A 19969-nucleotide genomic window follows, 5' to 3' on the forward strand; every position below is an offset into this window, starting at 1 on the left:
AATAATACCAAGCTTGATTATATAATGGACCCTCTTGGGAAAGGCCGTTTTCAGCTTCTCAAAATATAAAAAGCGGAATTTTCACTTGAAAATTCTGCTTTTTATATTTTATATATTGAAAATCGGAAGATAAATGGTGAAAGTTGTTTGGTGTCCTTCATTACTTTCTACGTGTATTGCTCCCTCATATGACTCAATAATTTTTTTACAAATATATAGACCGATTCCCGTTCCTTCCTCCTTTGAAGAATAATAAGGAATAAACAAGTTATTCATTGTTTCGCTTGATATCCCTCCACCGCTATCGGTAATTTTAATTGTAGCAATTTCGGATTCAATATGTGTTGAAATATGAATTTCCTCGATTTACCCCGCAGTTTTCTTCAATTGCCTCAATTGCATTATTTAGAATATTTATTAAAACTTGTTTTAGTTGGCTTTCTGGAATCCTTAAGCAGACTGGTTCACTGGATAGGGTTGTCGTAAGTTGAATTTGTTTAAGAAATATTTCACTCTCGTATAAGAGTTCCAGATCCTTAACCACCTTGTTGAGGGAAATATAATTAATAGAATGTGACTGCGATTTAGTCCCCTGTAAATAGTCATAGATAAGGTGATGGAGCCGATTTAATTCTGAAAGTGCAACCTCTGCGTATTGCTCTTTTCCAATCTCTTTTAAATATGGTTGTATAAGTTGTAAAAATCCTTTTATTGTGGTTAAAGGATTTCTTATCTCATGTACAATTTCAGCACTCGTTTGTTCGATATTATTTTCGGGATTCATATTTACAATAACAATTGGTTCTTTACCTTTTATCTCAAAAATCATGCAAAGGATCACCCACTTTTATAAATTTATACATTATATTCAGCAAAAGCCTATATATTTCTACAAATATTTTAATAATGAAAAATAACTGATCTGAGTTTATTAAGGGGAAAATCATGGAATCGACGGGTATGGATAATGAACCATAAAAAAAGCTTTAAAAGAACGAAACGTTCCTTTAAAGCCATTTGATTTTTGGTTCGGTTTTGTTCAGAATTCGTTTAATGTTCGAACGATGACGGTAAATAACGAAGGTTGTAAGGATCGTAACAATGATAATAAGAGGAATATCCCAATTGTTTATAATCCCGCGTACAATTGCGTATGTAATAGCAGAGAGCCCAGCAATAATAGAAGAAAGCGATACATATTTAGTAGAATATAAACTAATAAAAAACACAATTATTACAATTAGAAACATAAGCGGAGCATAGAATAACACTACGCCACCTGATGTGGCCACTGCTTTTCCACCCCGAAACCCGGCAAAAACAGGATACATATGTCCAATTACTGAAATCATTCCTGAAAGCAAGGGATTTATATCAAGATGAAAAAGAACAGGTAAGGATGCTGCTAGAGTCCCTTTTAAAATGTCGGCAATCGTTACAGCAAGCCCAGCTTTTACACCGAGAGTACGAAAAGTATTTGTCCCCCCTAAATTACCGCTTCCATGTTCACGAATATCTGTTTTATAAAAAACCTTCCCAATAATTAATCCAGAAGGAATTGATCCTAGCAAATATGCGAGAATCAACGTTGCTATTGTTTCAATCATTTCATTTTCCCCTTCTTTTAATATCCAGTTCTTTTATTTTACCATGGATTTTTGAAAACACCACCCCTGCTTGTAATGAATAGTAGAGGGGTTAAAGAGATATTTTCCTTAGAGGCAAGAAGTATCTTTCTGTCTAAAATAGGAACAAATGAGGTCAAATTTATGGCAAATGTATGGAGAATTTGAAAAAGGTTTGATTGTTGATTGAATGGTTTTCTTTATCAAAATATAATTTAGGTAACAAATAATTTAGAAAATATGAGTTTACAACCGGCCTATCGACATCGTCAATGGTCGGTTTTATTACCTATCGAAATTGGGCCAAAAGGGTGTGAAAGCAATGGAAAAAAATATAAAGGGAAGTTGTCAAGATGTGAAAGTTCTGTATGTAGAAGATGATAAATTTTCCCGAGAAAAAATGTTGCGCATCCTGGAGCGGCGATTTGCTAATGTTCTTCTTGCTGAAAGCGGTGATGAAGGGTATATGCTTTATAAACAAAATCATCCAAATATCATCATTGCTGATATAAAATTAGACAAAATGAACAGTTTAGAAATGATTGAAAAAATTCGCCAACAGGATGATCAAGTACAAATTATTGTTACAACTGCTAACGAAGATAGTGAGTTATTACTACAATTGATCGAAAATAATATTAATCATTTTATTTTGAAGCCTATAGACTTAGAGAAATTCCTTCTGTCGATACAAAAATCTGTGGTTCATATCGAACTCGAGAGAAAACTTGAAAAACAAAGGGAATTAAATAGCTTTTTAATGAATTTTCAGGATAATCTTATTTTTGTTGTTGAAAATGAAAAGATAATAGAGTCTAATCGTGCCTTTGCTGCTTTTACAGATTTCAATTCTGCTCAATCTCCTGATACTTCAACTTTGTTAACACTTTTTGTGAATGAAGCTAATTATTTTTTTCCAAAAAAACCTGAAAAATGGCTAGAGGAGTTATTCGCCGAACATAATGGAATGGCTAAAGTCAAATGGAAAGCGGCTAACGGAAAAGAAGGGATCTTTTTAATTAAAGCAACCATTATTCTTGAGGAAAAACAGTATTTATTTGTTTGTACAGATATAACAAATTTAGAGGTGGAGTACAGAAAAAATGAGCTCTTAGTCAACCTTGATCCCATGACAAGAACATACAATCGACTTAAATTTTCAAATATTTTAACACATGAAATAGAAAGTGCTGAAGCTACCCATTTTCCATTTTCGATTATTTTGCTTGATATAGATGACTTTCAACGTATAAATGAAAAATTTGGCTATCATATAGGTGATGAGGTGTTGAGTACTTTAGCAACTATCGTTCAACAACTCATTGGAGAGAGTGTTGTATTTGCACGTTGGGCAGGGAAAGAGTTTATTTTGCTAATTCCAAATGTTAATCAGCAAACTGCTGTTGATTTAGCTGAATCTATTCGAACACTCATTTCAGAGTTTCAATTTCAGAGTGTTGGTTCAATTACATGCAGCTTTGGAGTTACTGAATTTTCACAGGGTAAGTCGAAAAATCAGTTGTTGAGAGAAGTTGATCAAGCTCTTCTATTTTCAAAATGGAAAGGAAAAAATTGTGTAAACATTTTTCAAGAACAGGAAAATGAGAACAAAGTAGGTGTTTTAGGTGTATAAAGAGTTTATCATCTTTTTAATCCTCCTAGTTTTCATCGTCTTTATTATCGTCAGACGTTTTCATAATAAACTAAAACGACTTGAAGAGAATTATCAATGCCTTGATAAAAATTTCCATTTAGAAAAAAATTTAACTATCGAATTAGAGAAACGGATAGAAGAGGAAGTAAACAAAAACAAGCAAAAGGATCATATGCTTGTACAGCAATCGAGGCTTGCATCTATGGGTGAAATGATGGCGAGTATCGGACATCAATGGCGTCAGCCGTTAAATAACCTTTCGCTGCTTATTCAGGATGTTAGTGAGGCTCAGGAATTTGAAGAGTTAAATGACCAATATATTAACAGATTTACAAACGAAAGCATGGTCTTAATAAAACACATGTCAAGAACAATTAATGATTTTCGTAAATTTTATTTGCCAAATAAGGAGAAAGCAGTATTTTCTTTATCGGAATCCATTGAAGACGCATTATCAATTTTTTCATTAAGCCTTAAGAATCATAATATTCATGTCCAATTCGAGTATAGGGGGCAGCAAAGAGTTTATGGATTTCAAAATGAATTTATCCAAGTAATATTAAATATCTTCATGAATGCAAAAGATGCTTTTGTTAATCACAATATTGAGAATCGTAAGTTGAGTATTAAAATTAACGAGGATGAATTGTTTTATATGACAGAAATTATCGACACTGGCGGGGGAATTGAATCATCCTTGCTTGATAAGATATTTGAACCTTATTTTACTACAAGACAAAACGGAACAGGTCTTGGACTATATATGACTAAAGTTATTTTAGAAAATATGCATGGCAATATTAAAGCAGAAAATACAGGAAGCGGTGCGAGATTTTTACTTTTCATTCCAAAACTAGCAGCCGCAGGCATTCCAGAATCAGCTTAGTTAAATACCAGAATCAAAAGTAGCAGCGTGGAAACGGCTGCTATTTTTGATTGTATGTTTTTTAAATGGTAAAATTAACTTAAAAGGGGTGAAAATAATGACAATTGAAAAACCATCCAGACAGGAAATTAGTGAGATATTAACAAAAGCAAAAAGAATTGCTGTTGTTGGGTTAAGTAGCAATCCTGAACGCACGTCATACCAAGTTGCAAAAGTAATGCAGGATGCGGGTTATGAAATTATTCCTGTAAATCCGGTAATTGATGAGGCCCTTGGCGTAAAGGCTGTAAAGTCCTTGAAAGATATTGAAGGTCATGTTGATATTGTGAATGTTTTCCGCCGTTCTGAACAACTTCTTGATGTAGCGAAGGAATTTCTTGAAATTGATGCTGATGTATATTGGGCACAGCTTGGTCTCGTTAATGAGGAGGCCTATAATCTTTTAAAAGAAAAAGGATATACCGTTATAATGGATCGATGTATTAAGGTTGAGTATGCAAACATGAAATAAATGACTTGATAGGACCTATTAATAGGTCCTATTTTTTTTGCCTAAAAAGGGAATTTTTATGTAATAAATTCAATAAATTATAGGACAAAATCATTTTGTTAATGAATTATCCATTTGCCAAATCAAAATAAATCGCTACAATAAAGCATAGACAGTAAATGGTCTTATGATAAAATAGAATAAAGAACGTTTGTTCTAAACTCATATTGAAATGAATTTCTTTTTTAAACAAACTTTTTATAATTTAAATACTAATTGAATTGATAGCAACGAGAATGAAGTTATCTTTTTGTAGAAAATGAAAGGGGTATTTTAGTGGCAAGAAATCAACAAGCATTTGATTACAATGATGATGCCATACAGGTACTAGAAGGGTTGGAGGCGGTTCGAAAACGACCTGGTATGTATATTGGCAGTACTGATTCACGAGGACTCCACCACCTAGTCTATGAAATAGTAGACAACGCCGTTGATGAGGCATTAGCGGGTTTTGGCGAACAAATCGTCGTAAGGATTCATAAGGATAATTCGATAAGCGTTATGGATAAAGGGCGGGGAATGCCAACTGGAATGCATAAAACGGGTAAACCAACACCAGAAGTTATTTTAACGGTCCTGCATGCCGGCGGTAAATTTGGTCAAGGCGGCTATAAGACAAGTGGCGGGTTGCATGGAGTTGGTGCATCTGTTGTAAATGCATTATCAGAATGGTTAGTCGTGACCATTAAAAGAGATGGATTTACGTATGAACAGCGATTTGAAAATGGTGGAACTCCAGTAACTACGCTTGAAAAAGTCGGAAAAACCAACCAAAGCGGAACAACACTTCACTTTAAGCCAGATCCAGCTATTTTCTCGACAACTACTTATAATTTTGAAACTCTAAGTGAAAGGTTGAGAGAATCTGCATTTTTGTTAAAAGGTCTAAAAATAGAAATTATTGATGAGCGAAATGATTTCCATGAGGTATATCATTACGAAAACGGGATCGAAGCTTTTGTTCAATATCTAAATGAAGAGAAAGATTCCCTTCATCCTGTGGTAAGTTTTGAAGGTATTCAAAACGGTATTGAAGTTGAATTTGCCTTTCAGTTTAATGATGGTTATTCAGAAAATGTACTTTCCTTTGTCAACAATGTCCGAACGAAGGATGGAGGTACACATGAAGCAGGATCGAAAACAGCAATGACAAGGGTGTTTAATGATTATGCACGGAAAATTTCCTTGTTAAAGGAAAAAGATAAAAACCTTGATGGTGCGGATATTCGTGAAGGCTTATCTGCTGTTATTTCTGTAAGAATCCCAGAAGAATTGCTCCAATTCGAAGGGCAAACAAAGAGTAAATTAGGAACAAGTGAAGCGCGTTCGGCGGTTGATGCCGTTGTTTCGGAACATTTAACCTATTTTCTTGAAGAAAATCCAGATATCAGTTCACTCTTGATTAAAAAGTCTATTAAAGCCTACCAGGCACGTGAAGCTGCCCGTAAAGCGCGCGAGGATGCAAGAAGCGGCAAAAAGCGAAAAAAGGGTGAAACCTCTCTTTCGGGTAAACTTACTCCAGCACAATCAAGAAATCCACAAAAGAATGAATTGTATTTAGTAGAAGGAGACTCTGCGGGGGGATCTGCAAAGCAAGGCCGTGATAGACGGTTTCAGGCAATTCTTCCATTAAGAGGTAAAGTAATCAATACAGAAAAAGCAAAACTGCAGGATATTTTTAAAAACGAAGAAATAAATACGATTATTTATGCAATTGGAGCAGGAGTTGGCACGGATTTCTCTTTAGAAGATGTGAATTACGATAAAATTATCATTATGACCGATGCTGATACCGATGGTGCCCACATTCAAGTCTTGTTATTAACATTTTTCTACCGTTATATGAAGCCTCTTGTAGAAACAGGAAAAATCTTTATCGCATTGCCTCCTCTTTATAAAGTTAGCAAAGGTACTGGTAAAAAAGAGATTATCGAATATGCATGGAATGAAGATGAACTTCAGGATGCGCTAAAAAAGGTTGGCCGAGGTTATATAATCCAGCGCTATAAAGGTCTTGGTGAAATGAATGCGGACCAGCTTTGGGAAACGACCATGGACCCTGAAACCAGGACGTTGATCCGAGTTAAAATTGATGATGTTGCAAGAGCGGAGCGAAGGGTAACTACCTTGATGGGTGATAAGGTAGAACCACGTCGTAAATGGATTGAGGCCAATGTAGCCTTTGGATTGGAAGAAGACGATACAATCCTTGAAAATGAAAATATTACCGTCTCAGAGGGGGAATCTAGTCAATGAGCAGTATTGAAAAATTCCGTGACCTGCCCCTTGAAGATGTAATTGGAGACCGTTTTGGAAGGTATAGTAAATATATTATTCAAGAGCGTGCACTCCCGGATGCGCGTGATGGGTTAAAGCCAGTTCAGCGAAGAATTTTATTCGCAATGCACGTTGATGGAAATACACATGAAAAAGGATTTAGAAAATCAGCAAAAACTGTTGGTAATGTTATTGGTAATTACCATCCACATGGAGATTCTTCGGTTTATGAAGCGATGGTCAGGATGAGCCAGGATTGGAAGGTTCGGAATGTTCTTGTCGAAATGCATGGAAACAATGGTAGTATGGATGGGGACCCGCCTGCAGCAATGCGTTATACTGAAGCTCGGATCTCCCCCATTGCCGCTGAACTGCTGCGAGATCTTGATAAAGAAACAGTAGACTTTATACCAAACTTTGATGACACTGCAATGGAACCAACAGTATTTCCAGCTATGTTCCCGAATCTGCTTGTGAATGGTTCTACAGGGATTTCCGCTGGATATGCTACCGATATCCCGCCACATCATCTTGGTGAGGTAATTGACGGTGTGATCTTGAAACTGGAAAAGCCTGATATTACTGTTGATGAGCTTATGACAGTGTTAAAAGGCCCGGACTTTCCAACCGGCGGAATCATACAAGGGATAGATGGGATTAAAAAAGCATATGAAACAGGTAAGGGAAAAATCATCATTCGCAGTAAAACAGAATTTGAAGAGCTTCGTGGTAATAAGCAACAAATTGTTGTAACAGAAATTCCTTATGAAGTCAATAAAGCAAATCTAGTAAAAAAGATGGACGAACTTCGTATCGACCGTAAAGTTGAGGGAATCTCAGAGGTACGAGATGAAACGGATCGTACAGGTTTAAGGATTGTCATTGAATTAAAAAAAGATGCCGATGCAGAAGGCGTGCTTAATTATCTTTATAAAAATACTGATCTTCAAGTTCCATATAGCTTTAATATGGTGGCTATTTATAATAAACGGCCAAAAACTATGGGTATTAGGGAACTGCTCGATGCTTATATTGGACATCAGAAAGAAGTTGTAACAAGGAGAACTCAATTTGACCTTCGAAAGGCAACAGAACGTCAACATATTGTTGAAGGATTGATGAAGGCTCTTTCCATTCTTGATGAAGTGATTGCAACGATCCGAGCTTCAAAGGATAAGCGGGATGCAAAAGATAATTTAATAGAAAAATATGACTTTACCGAACCACAAGCAGAAGCAATTGTTTCCTTACAACTGTATCGGTTAACCAATACTGATATCACTGCTTTAAGAAATGAAGCGGAAGAGTTAGAGAAAAAAATAGAAGAATGGACCTCCATTTTAAATAGTGAGAAAAAACTTTTATCCGTTATCAAAAAAGAATTAAAAGAAGTGAAAAAACGGTTTGCTGATGACCGACGTTCAAAAATTGAAGCGGAAATTGAAGAATTGAAAATCAACCTTGAAGTAATGATTCCGAGTGAGGACGTGATCGTAACTGTTACAAAAGAAGGCTATGTGAAGCGGACAAGTCAACGGTCATTTGCTGCCTCGAATGGCCAAGATTTTGGAATGAAGGATTCAGATCGTTTAATATCTCAATTGGATTTAAATACAAAAGATGTTGTGCTTCTATTTACAAACAAGGGAAATTACTTGTATTGTCCTGTACATGAGCTTCCAGATATTCGCTGGAAGGATATTGGGCAGCATGTTACTAACCTAATTCCAATTGATCGTGACGAGGATATTATTCAAGTATTGGGTATAAAAGATTTTGAGATGGATGCATATCTGGTCTTTGTCACTCGTAATGGGATGGTGAAGAAAACAGAACTTAAGCATTACAAAGCTCAGCGATATTCAAAACCATTGGTCGGTATTAATTTGAAAGATGATGATCAGGTTATTGATGTTCACCTTACGGATGGGACAAAAGACGTTTTCTTAATATCTCATTTCGGTTACGCTCTATGGTTCAATGAAGAAGAAATAAGTCTCGTTGGAGCCCGTGCTGCTGGTGTTAAAGGGATAAACCTCAAGGAAGGCGATTTTGTTGTCGGCGGTAAAGTGTTAGCCTCTGAACTAAAACAGTCGATCGTCATTGCAACCCAACGTGGTTCAGTTAAAAAAATGAAATTAAAAGAATTTGAAAAAGCTTCCAGAGCAAAACGTGGAGTTGTTATTCTTCGAGAGCTGAAAGCAAATCCGCATCGGGTCATTGGGTTTATCCTTGCTGTAGAACGCGATGTGGTATATTTGCAGACAGAAAAAGGGATAATAGAAAGTTTGGTTGTTACGGACCTAAAAAATAGTGATCGCTACTCAAATGGATCGTTCATCCTAGATGAGGATGATAGCGGTAAAATAACAAATATCTGGAAAGTTGAAGCTCCTCCTGAATTTTCAACACTAAATTAATATAATTTAAAAACTGGACTAATTCTAAAATAAATTAGTCCAGTTTTTTTGTATAAATAGAGAAAAGAGTGTAAAAGTATAATAAAAAGTACCAGGCAGTTTTCATCTTTTTTCCACCATTGGGCATAATAAAAAAACTAATCCGAGGAGGGAAAAGAATGAAGAAAAAACTGCTTCTCGTATTTATTTTATTATTGGCCTTATGCTTTACAGTGAAAATCAATGTTCAAGCCACAATTAGCAATGGAAAGAATGTAACCATTACAAAGAATACTGAGGATATTACGGGTGATGGTAAAGAGGATAGTATCGTCTTAACAGGTTTCAAAATGGCAACTGAAAAATATAGAAACTTAGTAATACAAATTACGTCTTCAAAAAAGGCACACACAATGATTCATTTACCTGATGGTTACAATCCAATTCTTCAATATATGGATGTCAATCACGATGGTATAAAGGATATCTTTGGAAGTGTACGTGACAGCAAGAGTGGGGAAATGGAGCACCAGGTTGTATACACGGTAAAGAATTTATTACCGTCAAATATTAATCTACCGGATCCACTAATACTTGAAAGCCATTTTTTAAATGGATATAAGGCAAAAGTAAATATAAAAACAACTGGTAATAACTATATATTTGATTTAAAGAACCGAAAAAAATATTATGAAAAATTGGGTGTTTTTTATAACGGAAAGTTAAATGAGCCTACAGAACTCATGGTACATGACTATAACAGTCTAAAACCGGTTAAATTGGGGATCAAATGGGTTTGAAAGGAACACAAAAAATAACTGGGGTTACAGAGTCTGACACCATAGGGTATGTGGAATCAACTTGGATTTTAGATCACTTGGAGTGGAAATTAGTGAATGTTGTGGTTTTGAAAAAAAATTAATCAACAAAAAGATTAGTTGTATTGATTTAGGCAAAAAACAAAGGTGATTGTGTTTTTTGCTTAAATCAATAATTTATCAGGAACATTCAAACTAAAAATTAGAATTGAAAAGGATAAAGAATAAATCCTTATAATAATGTTATGTTAACTAATATATTTTTAACTCAATATCCAGAGTTGATCATGATACGTTTAATAAGTATCATGATTTATTGAATAATCAAATCGTCGAGAAAACATTTGGATCTATGAAAAGATTACTGCTTAAAAACAATTCTTATTAAACAGAATCTCTACGTGAGTAAAATTTTTCAAATAGAATCTTAAATTTTAAATCAACAATAAAACTGAAAAAAATTTATTAAATCTCATTATCTTAAGTATACTTACTTTGTGAGACAGTTTTTGTTTATTTTCTTTAACTTCCTAGAATATATATTATGTCTACTAGAAAAATGGTACAAATTAAACCACCTTTGACAGCTGATCAAATTTTGGAATGGACACAATAATCCTAAATATGTTGGGCCTTTTGTGTCCATTTATTAATTTTACTGTTGTTTACTCCTTTTGCCATAAATACTTCATCATTCAAATTTAATAAACTCATTATGCAAGTTGAATTTACTTCAAATGGTAAACCGATTAGATTTTAAAAAATATTGTTTTACCATACAGTTATGGCTTCACCAATACGCAGCATTGCCGCCTCAAAACCGTCATTTTCATCTACTTCTAATGGGACCACCAACTCCACACAATTTTCAAATGTTATTTTGATTTTACGATCGTCTGTAACCTCTGATTTTTCTACTATTTTATTAATTAAGGAACATAAAATATCCCTATAACCAGCTGTATTTCTTTTATAGCGTTGTCCATTTACTACTGCCATAGGCAAATTATATGTCGTTAAAATTCCGCTGCCTCTTTCTCCTTCGAATAGAAATTGAATGTAGTCCCTTATAAACATAACTCCACTAATTTCGTGGCTTTCCAAGCTGTCAATATTCATCGTAAAGCACCATTATTCCCTTTTTGTTATTTTCCCTATGTGTATGTTGTTTAATAAAATTATAAAGGTTTGTACGGAACAAGAGAATAATATCACCGATTTGTTTACAAAATTGTCACAAATTATATTTGATTTTTCAGATATATTTGCAGTAAAAAACCTCTCTCGCATTTTCCAGCGAAAGAGGGTTCCATCTTCTCTATCTAAATTATTATTTTGCTACTTTTCTAATAATGTAATGTGTAGCAGATGTTATACCAATGCCATTTTGTTGGGAATCTTCCCAGACCTTGAAACATGCGTCTGCAACGTGAGCATCAGTAACTGGAATTGTAATGAAACGTTTTCCGTCAATTTCTTGTTCATAGCCAAATGGTATACTATTTAAATTAGGATCTTCAACATATATGGACGCATAAATGGTGTTCTCATATTTTGGAGAATTCTCTGCAATTAAATAATATTCTCCATTTGTTTCAACTTTGTTTGTTAGTGGAATGGTTAACCAGCCGTGTTCACCTGAAGTAATATGCGTGATGGCTCGTTCCCATAATTCTGCTAGTGGTCTATCATAAGTCATCTGTGTTGTCATATTATACATGTAACCTCCAACATATTCTTTACTTTTCCATACTAACATGCCTTGTATATTAAAAGCACTCACTCTTTATCGATAAATCTTGGATCCATTCTTAATAAATTCCTCGGACTTTTCCTTCATTCCATCTTCAATTAGGACCTCTTCACTTTTTTCTTTTATTAAAGAATTTTCTCTGATGTCATGAGAAATTCTCATAGAACAAAACTTTGGACCGCACATCGAACAAAAATGCGCTGTTTTAGCTCCTTCAGCTGGAAGCGTTTCGTCATGGTACTCCCTTGCCCTTTCTGGATCTAATGAAAGATTGAATTGGTCTTCCCACCTAAACTCAAATCGAGCTTTTGATAACGCATTGTCCCTAATTTGAGCACCGGGATGCCCTTTTGCCAAATCTGCCGCATGTGCTGCAATTTTATAGGTGATTACACCCTCACGTACATCCTCTTTATTAGGAAGCCCTAAATGTTCCTTTGGGGTTACATAGCATAACATGGCTGTTCCGAACCAACCAATCATTGCTGCGCCAATCGCTGAGGTAATATGATCATACCCAGGAGCAATATCTGTTGTTAAAGGTCCCAATGTATAAAATGGCGCTTCTTTACAAATTTCTAATTGCTTATCCATGTTTTCTTTAATCTTATGCATCGGAACGTGGCCGGGGCCTTCAATCATGACTTGAACATCGTGTTTCCAGGCAATTTCAGTTAGTTCTCCCAGTGTCTCAAGTTCAGCAAACTGCGCTTCATCGTTTGCATCTGCAATACTACCCGGGCGCAGCCCATCACCAAGTGAAACGGAAATGTCGTATTGCTTTAATATCTTACAAATATCTTCAAAATGAGTATAGAGGAAACTTTCCTGATGGTGTGCCAAACACCACTGAGCCATAATTGAGCCACCGCGGGAAACAATCCCTGTTGTCCTTTTTGCAGTTAATGGTACATACCGTAATAAAACACCAGCATGGATTGTAAAATAATCGACACCCTGCTCTGCCTGCTCAATTAATGTATCACGGTAAACTTCCCATGTTAAATCCTCTGCAATACCATTCACCTTTTCTAATGCTTGGTAAATAGGTACAGTTCCCACCGGTACAGGTGAATTACGGATAATCCATTCACGGGTTGTATGGATGTTCTTCCCAGTTGATAAATCCATAATGGTATCTGCACCCCACCTGGTCGCCCATGTCATTTTTTCAACTTCTTGTTCAATAGAAGAACTAACAGCCGAGTTTCCAATGTTTGCATTAATTTTCACATGGAAGTTACGTCCAATAATCATTGGTTCACTTTCCGGATGATTTATATTCGCTGGAATTATGGCCCTTCCACATGCAACTTCATCCCTTACAAAATCAGGATCTAAATTTTCCCGAATGGCGATAAACTCCATTTCAGGGGTAATCATGCCTTTTTTAGCATAATGCATTTGTGTTACATTAGCCCCTACTTTTGCACAAAGCGGGGTCTTATTGATATTGGGAAACCATTCAAGATTGGCTCGCTCGTCTCCTTCGAGGTAACCATTATCTTTAGGTTTAATCTCTCTTCCTTCGTATGACTCCACATCTTCGCGTTCGAGAATCCAATTTTTCCTTAAGGTCGGAATTCCTTTTCGAATATCGATATTGAAGTTTGAATCAGTATATGGACCGCTAGTGTCATAAACTCTAATTGGAGCGTTATCTTCTTCACCAAAAGACGTAACAGTTTTACTTAATTGAATTTCACGCATTGGGACCAGGATATCTGGTCTTGAGCCTTCCATATAAACTTTTTTACTTCCTGCAAATTGTGATTTTAACTCAATGTTTACTTCTTTTTGATTTTGCATGTAACTTCCTCCTCAAATTTGATGTTTTGCGATCTGGAAGCTACAGCATAGTCCATTGTCTGGCGCTTTAGTGAAAACCAGTAATGAAAGACAATTAAAAAAGGTTCTGTGGGAACAGAACCTAATTTTTCGTCTAAAAGTAGTGACGCACAGGTAAAAACAAAACGAACGTCTTCGAAACTACTTCCCTACGCTGGTATAATCCAGATCAGGTTCAAAGGGTCAAAGAATTTAGCATTACTTTTCTCAGTCCGAGCTATCGGACTCCCCTAGTAGAGATAAACAAAATATTCTCTTTGTTGTTAACAATAACATAGTTTCCAATATTAATAAAGTTTTAAATTTCATAGATGGTTCCATTCAAGAGTGTTCTGGAATAAAATAGCACTAAATTTGATCAATTATAAAACCTTTATTACTGCCCCTCTTACTACGAATTATATTGATTTTAGAATTGACTGAACAGTAGTTTTCGCATCGCCGAAGCACATATATGTATTGTCTTTAAAAAATAGCGGGTTTTGTACTCCAGCGTAACCTGTTCTCATGGAACGTTTAAAAACAACTACATTTTGTGCTTTCCATACCTCAAGCACTGGCATTCCTGCGATCGGGCTCGTTGGGTTATCCTGTGCAGAAGGGTTTACCGTATCATTAGCCCCTATTACAAGTACTGTATCCGTTTCTGGAAAATCTTCATTAATCTCATCCATTTCCAAAACAATGTCATATGGGACTTTTGCTTCCGCTAAGAGGACATTCATATGGCCAGGCAGACGTCCTGCGACTGGATGTATCGCAAATCGAACCTTGATACCCTTGTCGCGAAGTTTATTTGTAATTTCAGCTACTGGATATTGAGCCTGAGCAACAGCCATCCCATAACCTGGAGTAATAATCACAGAATTGGATTGTTTTAGCAGCTGGGCAACTTCTTCAGGACTCATCTCACGGTATTCACCCATTTCTTCCGAATCCCCAGCACTTGCACCATCATTGCCAAAACCCCCAGCGATAACTGAAATAAATGAACGGTTCATCGCTTTGCACATAATGTAGGACAAGATAGCACCAGATGATCCAACCAAAGCGCCAGTGACAATTAATAGGTCATTTGAAAGCATAAATCCAGCTGCAGCAGCGGCCCATCCTGAGTAGGAATTTAACATAGAAATGACAACCGGCATATCTGCACCGCCTATTGAGGCCACCAAATGCCAACCAAATAGTAAGGCAATTACCGTCATTATGGCTAGGTAGATCATGGACCCACCGGCATTGACAAATAAAAACATTAGTACAATAGCTGCGATAAGCGCAAATGCGTTTAACTTGTGTTTGTGCGGTAAAGAGAGTGCTTTGGATTTAATGATCCCATGAAGCTTGCCATAAGCCACAACAGATCCAGTAAAGGTTATTGCCCCTATAAATACTCCCAGGAAGATTTCTATCAATTCGATATTTAATAACGTGGAACTTACTTGTGAGTGGACATTTGTGAATATTTTAATAAAACTGTTGTAACCAACCAATAAAGCTGCCAAGCCAACAAAGCTGTGCAGGCTTGCTACTAGTTCTGGCATTTCAGTCATTTCTACCTTTAATGCCAAACGTACTCCAATTAGGCCGCCGATTAACATTGCAACCAAAATAAAGACAATACTTTGAACATTAACACTTAGAATGGTAACAATTAAGGCAATAGCCATTCCAAAGATTCCAAACTTGTTACCTTTTCTCGCCGTTTCTTGTTTAGATAAACCGGCTAAACTTAAAATAAACAAAATGGCTGCAACAATGTATGCTGCTGTAACTAAACCATTAGACATGTCGTCACCCCTACTCTTTGTTAAACATTTTTAACATACGCTGGGTTACAGTAAAGCCTCCGACAATATTTATACTTGCGATTAAGATTCCAATAAAAGATAATATTTTCACTGCAGGTATTGGACTGCTGACTTGTAACAATGCACCTAGCAGGATAATACCAGAAATAGCATTCGTAACCGACATTAATGGTGTATGCAAAGAATGGGTTACATTCCAAACGACATAATAGCCTACGACACATGCAAGGGCAAAAACGGTAAAGTGGGATAAAAATTCTGGAGGTGATACATGACCGATCCACCCGAACAGAATAATCGCTGCGACTCCGATCACATATTTTAATTTTGAAGGCTCTTTTTGTACTTTTATTGGTGTCTCTGTTTCCTCCGCTTCTTTCTTTGCTGGTGCAGCAGATACACTTATTGCTGGCGGCGGAAAGGTTATTTTTCCTTGATGAATGATACTCATGTTTCGCAATATGACATCTTCAAAATCAATCGTAATGTTTCCATCCTTTTCTTTGCAAAGTAATTTCGTTAAATTCACCAAATTAGTTGAATACATTTCAGAAGATTGAGTTGGCAATCGGCCTGGAAGGTCATGATAGCCGATTACTTTAACCCCGAAATCCGTGATAAACAATTCACCTGGTACTGTATACTCGCAGTTACCGCCTGTAGAGGCAGCCATATCAACGATTACTGAGCCTGGCTTCATACTGTCTACCATGGCTTTGGAGATTAACTTAGGTGCTGGTTTCCCAGGTATAAGAGCAGTAGTAATAATGATGTCTACCTCTTTTGCTTGTTCAGCAAATAACTCCATTTCCGCTTTTATAAACTCAGCAGACATGACCTTTGCATAGCCGCCCGAAGTAGAACCATCTTGATCATCACTAAAGTTTAGTTTTAAAAATTCCCCACCCATAGATTGTATTTGTTCTGCTACTTCAAGCCGAGTGTCAAATGCTCGAACAATCGCACCAAGGGATTTGCTTGTACCAATAGCAGCTAAGCCTGCCACTCCTGCCCCAATGACTAAAACCTTTGCTGGTGGTACTTTACCAGCAGCTGTAATCTGTCCGGTAAAAAAACGTCCGAAATGATGAGCAGCTTCCACAACAGCTCGGTATCCGCCAATATTAGCCATTGAAGATAGTGCATCCATTGACTGGGCACGGGATATTCTCGGGACCATATCCATTGCCAATACATTTATATTTTTGTTGGAAAGTCTATTAACCAAATTAGCATTCTGTGCTGGATATAAGAAACTTACTAACGTTGCCCCATCTTTTATTTTTGAAATCTCTTCCTTATCTGGGGGATTCACTTTGTAGATTAAATCAGCTTGCCAAATTTCATCTGCTTTTACAATAACAGCACCAGATACGATATATTGTTGATCGATAAAACTTGCTAGTTCCCCCGCACCGGACTCCACTAAAACATCAAAACCCAGTTTTTTTAATTGTTCTACGGTCTTGGGTGTAGAAGCTACTCGAGTTTCACCAGGAACATTTTCTTTAGGTATTCCTATTCTCATTTTATATACTCCTTCCAGCTTCAAAAGCCATTAATATTTTTCTATTGAATTATATCCACAAGGTAGAAAAAAAGTACTAATAAATTTGTGAATTTAATCACATATCCATGTTCCAAAAGAGGTAATTGGTTAATTATTCCATCTAATTTCAGTGTACAGCAACAGATCTTTTATAGCAATTTTATGTAATTGATGTAAAAAAATGTACAAGTCAAACGAAAAAGATAGTAAAGTTCACATTTTTTCATCTTATTAAAATAGCCCTTTCCACACTTTCAATGGGTCTAAAAAAGTAAAACATCAAATATTTTATTATGAAATGAGGAAGTTCTGAAAAGCTAGGGCTAGTCTTACTTTTTGGGAAAATTTTATTCTGAGGAGATGGCTAAGATGGTTTTAGTTCATTTTTTAGAAAACAATTCGATCGTGTTAAGCCAATTGTTAAAAAATATTCCATCGGTTGATGAAAATATTAGAATCAAAGGAAAAAAAGGAAAAGTGTTAAACGTAAAGAAGGTCGATGATACGGTCATTCATGTTCATGTTGTTTTTGAAAAAGTAACTAAAAACCAGCCAATTGTAAAAGATGTCAAAAAGAAAAGATAATCTTAAAGTGAAAAAAGAGCCTCTACGGTTATGTAGAGGCTCTTGGTACGAATGCAATTTATGCTTCGAAAAGATTATTTTTTGAAAATAGTAGAAACCACTTGGTCATATGACATACTACTATCAACTGCATAAACCCCTGGGCGTAAGCTGTTTTCGAGACCTTTACCTTCTATGTCCTTAGAAAAGTTAAACGCATTAGGTACAATTTTTGCAGACTCAAGCATTCTGCCAACATCAATGCTGGTCATTCCATCTGCTACATTAATTATAACGCGGGTCACTGTACCGTTTGATTTATTGTCTTTAGTCGATCCTTTTTGTGCCGAGGATTTAGCATTGTTTAGATTTTTATTATATTCAGCTTTTGTTTGAACAATATAACCGGCTGAGACAAGCTTATTTTTCATTTCCTTTTCGGAAGGCTGAACATTTATGCTTGCTGTATTCACACTATTTTTAGCAGATGACGCTTTTGGTGCATCACTTTTATTTGTAAAATAAACTACACCACTAATACTTGTTGCAAGAAAAAGGCCAGCTGCAAAGCTGCTCAATAAGTTAAATCTCATGGGCAACATTTCCCCTTCCAGCCTTTAATGATTGATAGGGAGCTAGCAGTCTTTCAATTTCAATTTCAGTAACTTGTTTTTTTTCTGCGATACTCTCAATCGAATAATTACGTTTATATAAATCTAGTACTTCACGTATGAAAGATAACTCTTTTGAGGATAATTGAATCCCTGCTTCCTTCATTACGATTTCCATTTCAAGCTCGATATTCCGAATAGAATCCTGGATGTTATTGATTTCCTGCATAATCGAAATATGAGACATATCAATCCGCTTATGCTGTGCTCTTGAAGCTTGAAAAGTTTTGGAAATCGATAGGATGAGCAACAAAGCTGATACGCCAAATAAACCTGCTAATGTCCATTCCATTTAAAATTTTTCACTCCTTAGAATAGAAATTTCCAAGTTCTTATTATACAACTAAACGACAAATTTTTCGTGTTTTTTCTAAAAATACGTCAAAAGTCGTATGGATTTGACAAATAGCGGAAAGGTTTTTTGTTTTATGCTTTGTTGCTCTTTTTTTGAGGATAAAAGAATGGTGAATTTTTGTGGTGTTTAGAAGTGTGTGGTGGCAAGTTACCAGCTGCTGTTATAAATTAAATGATAGGTGTTAAAATCATAGGTTTCAAGAATGTCAGCAGCTATATTTTTAGTTTGTTCAACATCCATGTAGTAAAAACGGTCGTATTCAATACTTCCAAAGTAAAAGCCTGATATTGTTGGTAAGACTTTATACCCGTTTTCATTGGTAAGAACCTCTTGACAACAATTATAAAGGTCCTTGACTTGTTCTCTGGAAACTTCATATGGCATACAATTATCCTGGCCGTTTTGTACGTTTTTGACAAACCAATTATGGATTTGATTTGCTTTTCGCCAATAAGCCAGTTCAATGGCTAAACTGGGATAAGCTTGACCAAATTCTTTACATTTTACAATATGAGGTTTAAGTCTTTGATACAATTCTCGGTCTTCCTTTTTTAGTCTAGTCAGATTAGTATCGACTGTTAAAACTTCCATAAAGTTCATTCGAGTAATTTTTGGTACAGCATATAAATACATATCAAGACCCATCTTCTTCCCTTCCTTATAATTTTTTGCTGCCGGAAAATACACAGCTTGCAACTCAATCATAACAAAAAATATTCTTTAATACTCTAAATAATATTGTTAATATTTTGAATTTTACTTACCTGGAGATTTGTTTAAAAATTTTCACTAAGGGCCTTGCGTAGCAATTGTTCACTGCGATCTATATCGATTTTTACTAACTTTTTATATGCCTTTGCTTTTTCACTGTCTTTGATCTTGTAGACAATTACTTCTTTGCGTTTTGCTCCATCCACTTTTATTCTTACTTTAGTTAGAATTTCTTCTTCATCCTCCAATTCATGCAACGCTCGATATACCTCTGAATGCTGGGGTTCAAATCCCAGTGTTTTGAACTCTTTCCGTAATTCATCCAAAAGCTGTAAACCATACCAACGTCCATTTTCGATATTCGTAATGATATACAATTTTAAAAACGCCCGCTGTTTAATTAAGAAACCGGTACTCTCCCTGCTTTTTTTCTCCATGTAGGAACGCCTCCTTAATGAAATTATAGCACTTTGTGTTAAAAACACATAATATTAAGAA

The 19969-nt window shown here is 35.7% G+C and carries 19 protein-coding genes and 1 riboswitch; of the genes, 7 read left to right on the forward strand and 12 right to left on the reverse strand.

The window, feature by feature from the left end; genetic code table 11:
• Positions 1-108 precede the first annotated feature (108 nt).
• The 3 genes from RCG17_RS28425 to plsY all read right to left on the reverse strand — a co-directional run bounded on the left by RCG17_RS28425 (position 109) and on the right by plsY (position 1607).
• Positions 109-366: an ATP-binding protein gene (locus RCG17_RS28425; protein ID WP_374120989.1), complete on the reverse strand. Its 258-nt coding sequence runs from the start codon at positions 364-366 to the stop codon at positions 109-111.
• Entirely contained in the window at positions 335-829 is a 495-nt protein-coding gene (locus RCG17_RS27115) for a histidine kinase dimerization/phospho-acceptor domain-containing protein (protein ID WP_308173100.1), read from the reverse strand. Before RCG17_RS27115 ends, RCG17_RS28425 begins: the two co-directional genes overlap by 32 nt.
• A gap of 178 nt (positions 830-1007) precedes the next feature.
• Complete coding sequence (gene plsY, locus RCG17_RS27120) at positions 1008-1607, reverse strand: glycerol-3-phosphate 1-O-acyltransferase PlsY (protein WP_308173101.1); 600 nt, start codon at positions 1605-1607, stop codon at positions 1008-1010.
• Between the two features lie 340 nt (positions 1608-1947).
• Between plsY and RCG17_RS27125 the strand changes: the two genes are divergently transcribed.
• The 6 genes from RCG17_RS27125 to RCG17_RS27150 all read left to right on the forward strand — a co-directional run bounded on the left by RCG17_RS27125 (position 1948) and on the right by RCG17_RS27150 (position 10191).
• Positions 1948-3258, forward strand: coding sequence for a diguanylate cyclase domain-containing protein (locus tag RCG17_RS27125; protein WP_308173102.1), 1311 nt, complete (start codon positions 1948-1950; stop codon positions 3256-3258).
• Positions 3251-4165, forward strand: a complete 915-nt coding sequence (locus RCG17_RS27130; protein ID WP_308173103.1) for a sensor histidine kinase — start codon at positions 3251-3253, stop codon at positions 4163-4165. Before RCG17_RS27125 ends, RCG17_RS27130 begins: the two co-directional genes overlap by 8 nt.
• Before the next feature lie 97 nt (positions 4166-4262).
• Positions 4263-4676, forward strand: a complete 414-nt coding sequence (locus RCG17_RS27135) for a CoA-binding protein (RefSeq protein WP_308173104.1) — start codon at positions 4263-4265, stop codon at positions 4674-4676.
• Positions 4677-4991: 315 nt separating this feature from the next.
• Positions 4992-6971, forward strand: coding sequence for a DNA topoisomerase IV subunit B (gene parE / locus RCG17_RS27140; RefSeq protein WP_308173105.1), 1980 nt, complete (start codon positions 4992-4994; stop codon positions 6969-6971).
• Complete coding sequence (gene parC, locus RCG17_RS27145; protein WP_308173106.1) at positions 6968-9412, forward strand: DNA topoisomerase IV subunit A; 2445 nt, start codon at positions 6968-6970, stop codon at positions 9410-9412. Before parE ends, parC begins: the two co-directional genes overlap by 4 nt.
• A gap of 158 nt (positions 9413-9570) precedes the next feature.
• Positions 9571-10191, forward strand: a complete 621-nt coding sequence (locus RCG17_RS27150) for a hypothetical protein (protein ID WP_308173107.1) — start codon at positions 9571-9573, stop codon at positions 10189-10191.
• 789 nt (positions 10192-10980) lie between these two features.
• Here the strand turns inward: RCG17_RS27150 and RCG17_RS27155 are convergent.
• The 5 genes from RCG17_RS27155 to RCG17_RS27175 form a co-directional block, all read right to left on the reverse strand.
• Positions 10981-11328: a hypothetical protein gene (locus tag RCG17_RS27155; protein ID WP_308173108.1), complete on the reverse strand. Its 348-nt coding sequence runs from the start codon at positions 11326-11328 to the stop codon at positions 10981-10983.
• A gap of 211 nt (positions 11329-11539) precedes the next feature.
• Complete coding sequence (locus RCG17_RS27160; protein WP_308173109.1) at positions 11540-11920, reverse strand: hypothetical protein; 381 nt, start codon at positions 11918-11920, stop codon at positions 11540-11542.
• Positions 11921-11995: 75 nt separating this feature from the next.
• Positions 11996-13771 carry a phosphomethylpyrimidine synthase ThiC gene (gene thiC, locus RCG17_RS27165; RefSeq protein WP_308173110.1) on the reverse strand — a complete coding sequence of 592 codons (1776 nt, stop codon included), beginning with the start codon at positions 13769-13771 and terminating at the stop codon, positions 11996-11998.
• 168 nt (positions 13772-13939) lie between these two features.
• Positions 13940-14052: riboswitch (TPP riboswitch) on the reverse strand.
• 156 nt (positions 14053-14208) lie between these two features.
• Positions 14209-15600, reverse strand: coding sequence for a Re/Si-specific NAD(P)(+) transhydrogenase subunit beta (gene pntB, locus RCG17_RS27170; RefSeq protein WP_308173111.1), 1392 nt, complete (start codon positions 15598-15600; stop codon positions 14209-14211).
• A gap of 10 nt (positions 15601-15610) precedes the next feature.
• The gene (locus tag RCG17_RS27175) at positions 15611-17149 is read right to left on the reverse strand and encodes a Re/Si-specific NAD(P)(+) transhydrogenase subunit alpha (protein ID WP_308173112.1); all 1539 of its coding nucleotides are present in this window, start codon (positions 17147-17149) and stop codon (positions 15611-15613) included.
• Between the two features lie 390 nt (positions 17150-17539).
• Here RCG17_RS27175 and RCG17_RS27180 point away from each other — a divergent pair, with 390 nt between their 5' ends.
• Entirely contained in the window at positions 17540-17755 is a 216-nt protein-coding gene (locus RCG17_RS27180) for a hypothetical protein (RefSeq protein ID WP_308173113.1), read from the forward strand.
• Positions 17756-17829: 74 nt separating this feature from the next.
• Here RCG17_RS27180 and RCG17_RS27185 read toward each other — a convergent pair whose 3' ends face one another.
• The 4 genes from RCG17_RS27185 to RCG17_RS27200 form a co-directional block, all read right to left on the reverse strand.
• Positions 17830-18327, reverse strand: a complete 498-nt coding sequence (locus tag RCG17_RS27185; protein WP_308173114.1) for an aminodeoxychorismate lyase — start codon at positions 18325-18327, stop codon at positions 17830-17832.
• Positions 18317-18697: a hypothetical protein gene (locus RCG17_RS27190; protein WP_308173115.1), complete on the reverse strand. Its 381-nt coding sequence runs from the start codon at positions 18695-18697 to the stop codon at positions 18317-18319. The genes RCG17_RS27185 and RCG17_RS27190 overlap by 11 nt, the downstream gene beginning before the upstream one ends.
• Positions 18698-18907: 210 nt before the next feature.
• The gene (locus RCG17_RS27195; protein WP_308173116.1) at positions 18908-19465 is read right to left on the reverse strand and encodes a hypothetical protein; all 558 of its coding nucleotides are present in this window, start codon (positions 19463-19465) and stop codon (positions 18908-18910) included.
• 71 nt (positions 19466-19536) lie between these two features.
• Complete coding sequence (locus RCG17_RS27200; RefSeq protein WP_308173117.1) at positions 19537-19908, reverse strand: replication termination protein; 372 nt, start codon at positions 19906-19908, stop codon at positions 19537-19539.
• Positions 19909-19969 lie beyond the last annotated feature (61 nt).

Source organism: Neobacillus sp. PS3-12 (assembly GCF_030915385.1).
Classification (GTDB): domain Bacteria; phylum Bacillota; class Bacilli; order Bacillales; family Cytobacillaceae; genus JAEVLT01.